Here is a 5,135-nt window from a genome sequence, read left to right on the forward strand (position 1 = left end):
CGTCAGCACCGTGCGGCGGAACGCACTATTGCTGCTCGAACTCACGATCCGCCACGCTAGCGGTGAACGCCGCCCATTCACCTGAAGTGAAGACTAGGGCCGGGCCGGTGGGATTCTTGGAATCGCGGACGCCGACCATGCCACCGTCGAGGAATGCGGCCTCGACACACTGACCATTCGACGCGCTGTAGCTGCTCTTGAACCAGCCTGCTCCCGACAGGTCAACGGTCACCGTACTTCTCCTTCGCTACCTGGCGTAGCAGGTCTCGCGTGCTTTTCTCGTCCAGCGCTATCCGCCGGATAGTGTCAGCCATTTCAGTGTATCGCTCTACCAGCTCGGGCTTCTCGAGGTAAAGGTCGCTACTCATACCGCCGTCGAGGTACACCACTGGCGGTTCGATTGCCTTGCCCTTGCTGTCGACGCCGAAGTCCAGAATCGCGAACGAGCTGTGCAAGATCCCGCGCGTGAACCCCACTGAGTAGGGATGTATTCGAAGGCTGACATTGTCCAGCTTGCTGACCTCGGCGAGTTGGCGAAGCTGCGCCGCCATCACCCTCGGGCCTCCGACAACCCGATGCAAAGCGGATTCATCGAGAAGTATCTCCAGCGCCAAAGGCCTGGTTTTCCGGGTGACAACCACCTGGCGACGCAACCGCACTTCGACTCTGCGCTCAACCTCATCGCGGGTTCCGTCGTACAGGAACGCACCGATCAGCGCACGGGCGTAATCAGCGGTCTGCAGTAGCCCCGGGACCTGCACTTCATAGGACGTGAGGCGACGCGCCGACCGTTCCAAACCGACATACATGTTGAACGCGTCGGAAAACAGTCCGCCGAGAGACGTAATTCCGTCCTCATCTTTCGCGGCAGCGGCACGGGAGGCCAGATCCACGGCCTGCTTCGTCTCGCCGTCGTCCACCTCATACAACGAGCACAGCTCGCGCACATCCTGTCGGCGAGGGTTGACGGTGCGGCCGGTTTCCAGTCGCTGTAAACCGTTGTAGCTGAGCTGGACTGCCTTGGCGGCGTCCTGGATTGCGAAGCCCCGCCCCTCGCGCTTCTCGCGGAGGAAACGGCCAAGCTGTCGACGCAGCAGCGTCGGTGACTCCTCAGGCATGTCATTGCTCCCCACAGTGAATGCTGTTTCGCTCGAATTCCGCACACCGTTCTACAGCACATTCGCACAGCGTCTCGGTGCTTTCGGCGAGTTCATCTGAACATTCGGATTTCACTCGCGCGGTCGTCGGCCCGGTGGTGTTCTGAACTTGCGCGCGGAGAGAGTCTTCCCAGATCAGGAGTTGTTTTCGGGGACCGGGCGCACATACATCCGTCGAGGTTCGGGAGGTCGGCAGGTGCCGAAAAGAAAGCTGCCACAGCGAGATCCGTTCGTCGGTCCACCAGCCATCTACTGCGGCCCGCCAGCCGATGTGGTCGAGCGGGTCGCGGACGCGGTTCGTGAGTGGGCGGATCAGTCCGTAGACACCGAGTCGTCCCTGTGCCGGGGTGTCGAGTCCCCCGGCACCGGGCGCACGAACGGCGAGGTTTCATGATGCGTCGAGATGCCTTGCGCACCACGCGAACCCAGGATGGCAGCAAGGTCGCGGTGTGGCAGCTGATCGGAAGTTCCGCGCGCATCCTGCGCCTGCAACTCCCCGGTCGATCATTCACCGCCTACCGACTCCCGTCGCGCACAATGCTTCCCGGAGCCCAACCCGGCACGATCATGTTCGACGCGAACCCGGACTTGGCCGACGCCCGCGAGCTACTTCCCCGGCACGAGGACCTGTGGGACATCCTGCGCGATGACTACTGGGCCGCCCTCCTCAGCGCAGCCGATCATCCAGACCCGTTGGAGCCGTGACTCATATGTCTCGACTGCCGCGAAACGAAATCTGGCCGTCCGTCAGTGCGCTGCTCGTCGCCTTCCACCAAGACACTTGGCGCAAGCTCGAACTCGCCCCGTCGGACAGCCGCCCGCTGTGTGAACTCGCGGACGGTTCACTGTGTGAGGTCGGCGAAGACGGATGGCTCGAGGCTCCGGACAGCCGCTACGATTCAATGCTTGCGTTGGAGCACACTCCAACTTCTAGAGTTCGGGGCATGACCAACGCACAGGCCTCTACCAGCAATGATCGTTTCGAGCGCGGACTGGAGCTGCTTCGGCAGGTCGGCGGGCAGGAGCGGCCCGCGGTCCTGGACAGTCTCGCCGATATCGCACCGGACCTGGGTCGGCTGACCGTCGAATTCGGATATGGCGACATTCTCTCCCGGCCGGGGTTGACGTTGCGGCAGCGGCAGTTGGCGACGGTGTCGGCGCTTGCCGCGATGGGAAATGCCGCGCCGCAGCTGCGTTTCCATATCGACGGGGCACTGAATGTGGGGTGCACGCGGGAGGAAATCGTGGAGACGCTGATCCATGTCAGCGTATATGCGGGGTTCCCTGCCGCGCTGAACGGACTGAGTGCGGCGCGCGAAGTGTTCGACGCCCGTACCGATCTCCCCGCACCGGCCGAACCGGCACCGGCACCGACCGGTGACCGGTTCGAGCGTGGGAGCGCCAAGCTCGCCGAGATCGACGGGCACGCAGGCGAACAGGTCATCGCCTCGCTGCGCGACATCGCACCGGATCTGGGGCGCTACATCATCGAGTACAGCTTCGGCGATATCTACTCGCGTCCGGGGCTGGACCTGAAGACCCGTGAGATGGTCACCGTCGCCATGTGCACCGCGCTCGGCACGGTGGCGCCGCAACTGGGCGTGCACATCCACGGCCTGCTGAACGTCGGTGGCACCCAGAGCGAGGTCGTCGAAATCATCACGCAGATGGCGGGTTACGCCGGATTTCCGGCCGCGCTCAACGGAATCACAGTGGCACGCGCGGTTTTCGCGGAGCGCTCGGGCAACTGACGCGCAGGTAACGCCCGATCGATTCGCCTTGGCACCACAGCGATAACGGTTGCCCCCAAGGCCTTTTCGGCCCATCCCGGTGCGGCACTCTCTGCGGATGAGCGCCGCACCGGAACCCCCATCAGGGCCGCGGGTTACCTCTCGGCAGTGCGCCGGTAGCAGTGCGCGGAGGCGGCCAGATATTGGCGGCAGCGGGCGCCGTGTCCAGCGTGAACGGAGAGGATGAAACGCGCCCGGTCATCACTGAGACCAACCGGCTCTTGATTGCAATCGCGGCTCTGTACCAGCCACAATTCCCGGATATCCGAATGCAAAACGTCCATTGTTCACCTCCGCCGAAGAGATAAAGTGCACCCGGCACCGGCAGCGCCACCGGAACCCGCCGTCGACGCTGTGGATCGGAACAGTGTCGGGACCGTGCGTCGGGTTCCGGAGAGCCGGCACCCCCGAAAGGGTTTGGGGTACAAACCCGGTGCCGGGTACCGCTTCAGCGTGCACGTTGCGATTCGGTGGATAACAGAGCCGAATGCGATAAATGCGAGTAATTTCCGATTGAATCAGCCTGGTACGAGGGAGCGGGACCTATGGTTGAGGTCGACTGGACCGGCGAAGACGTACTCGCTCTTCGCGTGGCGATGAAGCGAAGTCGCTATGAGTTCGCGCGCCTGGTGGGCGTCACCCCGCGCACCGTGATCTTGTGGGAGAACGGCCGGACAACCCGGATGCATGCCGCAAGCAGGCGATTGCTCGATCGAGTGCTCTCGGAGGCCGATTCGGTCGTCGCCGCGCGATTCGAGCGCGCGATCGCGGGCCCGACGGCGACCCGCGATACCGAAGACACGAGCGCGGCGCTCGATCGGATACAGCTCGGTAGGGACATCGGGCTCGACAAGGAAGTCGAGGATGACGACGTGAGAAGGCGATTGCTGTTGGCCTGCATCGGCGCGGGCCTGGCCGGTCAGGCGGCCGATATGGTCGCGAGCGAACCGGAGAAGATGCTCGCCACCCTGGACGCGGGCTCGATGAGCGAACGGCGACTCGGCCTGCTCGAGCAATCCGTCGAGGCCCTTGGCGCCCGCGTCGTGCAGGTGCCGCCGCACGAGTTGCTGCAGGCCACGCTCGACCAATTCCGTGCGGTCCGCGGCTGTCTCGCGGAGCGGCAGGCGACCCATCATCAAATCCGACTGGTCCGTACGGCCGGGCGTCTGGCGAATGTCGTCGGCGAAATTCTGTTCAATAAGGGCCATTTCGGCCAGGCCCGATTGTGGTACACCACCGCAATTCACGCCGCCCAGGACATCGGAGATCGCTATTCCGAGGACATCGCACTGGCTGGATTGTCGTACTTACCAACCTATAGCGATAATCCGAAGGAAGTTTTGAACCTACTCGGCCCGCGCCTCGAAGAAAATCCGGGCAACGGTCCGGCGGCGGCGTGGTTGTGGGGAATGGCGGCCCGCGCGCACGCCAGCCTCGGTAATTCCGACGGCTTCGCCCGCTGCATCGCGAGGTCCGAGCAGGCGCTGGAAAATGTTCCCGCGGACCAACTCTCGATCGGCATCTTTTCCTTCCGCCCGGAGAAGCTCGCCTTCTATCAGGCCATCGGCTACTCCCGATTGGGCCGCGCCGAGCAGACCGCCCTGGCATCCGAGCGAGCTATCGGGCTCTACGACCCGAGCGAGACCATGGAACCGGCACTGGTCCGGTTCGAACACGCCACCGCGCTGCTCGCCTCGGGCGAGGTTGACGAGGCGTGCGCGGTGGCGACCCGCGCGATCACCAATGGCCACACCTACGTCGGACTCACCGTCACCAAGCGCGCGAAACAATTCGATACCGCGCTGTCGGGGTTCCAGGGACGTGCGGTCGCCGATTGGCGCGAGCAGGCTCGGATGATCGTCAACACTCCGCGCACCCGGGCATGAGGGGGTAGGGCGCACCGGTCGGCAGGGGGGATGTACGAACCGGCGCACCCTACCTATTCAGTTGGCGTCAGGTTGCATCGCGGTGATGAGTGAATTGGGACGCATATCCAGCCAGTGGGATTCGACGTACTTCAGGCAGGAGCGACGCGCGGCCGCGCCGTAGGCGATGGTCCAGCCGCCGGGAACGGCGGCGAAGATCGGCCACAGGGAGTGCTGGCCCTCGGCATTGGTCAGGACGTAGAACTGGGCGTCATCGTCGTCGAACGGGTTGATCATCTGGTCGGCCTTCCTGGTGGGAGAGT

Annotated in this window: 6 protein-coding genes; 3 read left to right on the forward strand and 3 right to left on the reverse strand. The window is 63.9% G+C overall.

Annotation, left to right across the window (positions count from 1 at the left end; translation table 11 throughout):
* Positions 1-25 precede the first annotated feature (25 nt).
* Positions 26-232 (reverse strand): DUF397 domain-containing protein, encoded by a 207-nt coding sequence (locus tag NP3_RS01690; protein ID WP_063037055.1) that lies wholly within the window; start codon positions 230-232, stop codon positions 26-28.
* The gene (locus NP3_RS01695; protein ID WP_063037057.1) at positions 222-1,118 is read right to left on the reverse strand and encodes a helix-turn-helix domain-containing protein; all 897 of its coding nucleotides are present in this window, start codon (positions 1,116-1,118) and stop codon (positions 222-224) included. The genes NP3_RS01690 and NP3_RS01695 overlap by 11 nt, the downstream gene beginning before the upstream one ends.
* A gap of 432 nt (positions 1,119-1,550) precedes the next feature.
* Here NP3_RS01695 and NP3_RS01705 point away from each other — a divergent pair, with 432 nt between their 5' ends.
* The 3 genes from NP3_RS01705 to NP3_RS01715 all read left to right on the forward strand — a co-directional run bounded on the left by NP3_RS01705 (position 1,551) and on the right by NP3_RS01715 (position 4,833).
* The gene (locus tag NP3_RS01705; RefSeq protein WP_063037061.1) at positions 1,551-1,862 is read left to right on the forward strand and encodes a hypothetical protein; all 312 of its coding nucleotides are present in this window, start codon (positions 1,551-1,553) and stop codon (positions 1,860-1,862) included.
* A 239-nt stretch (positions 1,863-2,101) separates the two neighbouring features.
* On the forward strand, positions 2,102-2,908 hold the full coding sequence (locus tag NP3_RS01710) for a carboxymuconolactone decarboxylase family protein (RefSeq protein WP_063037095.1): 807 nt from the start codon (positions 2,102-2,104) through the stop codon (positions 2,906-2,908).
* Between the two features lie 584 nt (positions 2,909-3,492).
* Complete coding sequence (locus tag NP3_RS01715) at positions 3,493-4,833, forward strand: helix-turn-helix domain-containing protein (RefSeq protein ID WP_063037063.1); 1,341 nt, start codon at positions 3,493-3,495, stop codon at positions 4,831-4,833.
* A 57-nt stretch (positions 4,834-4,890) separates the two neighbouring features.
* Here the strand turns inward: NP3_RS01715 and NP3_RS01720 are convergent, their stop codons facing one another.
* Positions 4,891-5,109 carry an MbtH family protein gene (locus tag NP3_RS01720; RefSeq protein WP_063037065.1) on the reverse strand — a complete coding sequence of 73 codons (219 nt, stop codon included), beginning with the start codon at positions 5,107-5,109 and terminating at the stop codon, positions 4,891-4,893.
* Positions 5,110-5,135: the final 26 nt, after the last annotated feature.

Origin of the sequence: Nocardia pseudovaccinii NBRC 100343 (assembly GCF_001613225.1) — a bacterium.
Lineage (GTDB): Bacteria > Actinomycetota > Actinomycetes > Mycobacteriales > Mycobacteriaceae > Nocardia > Nocardia pseudovaccinii.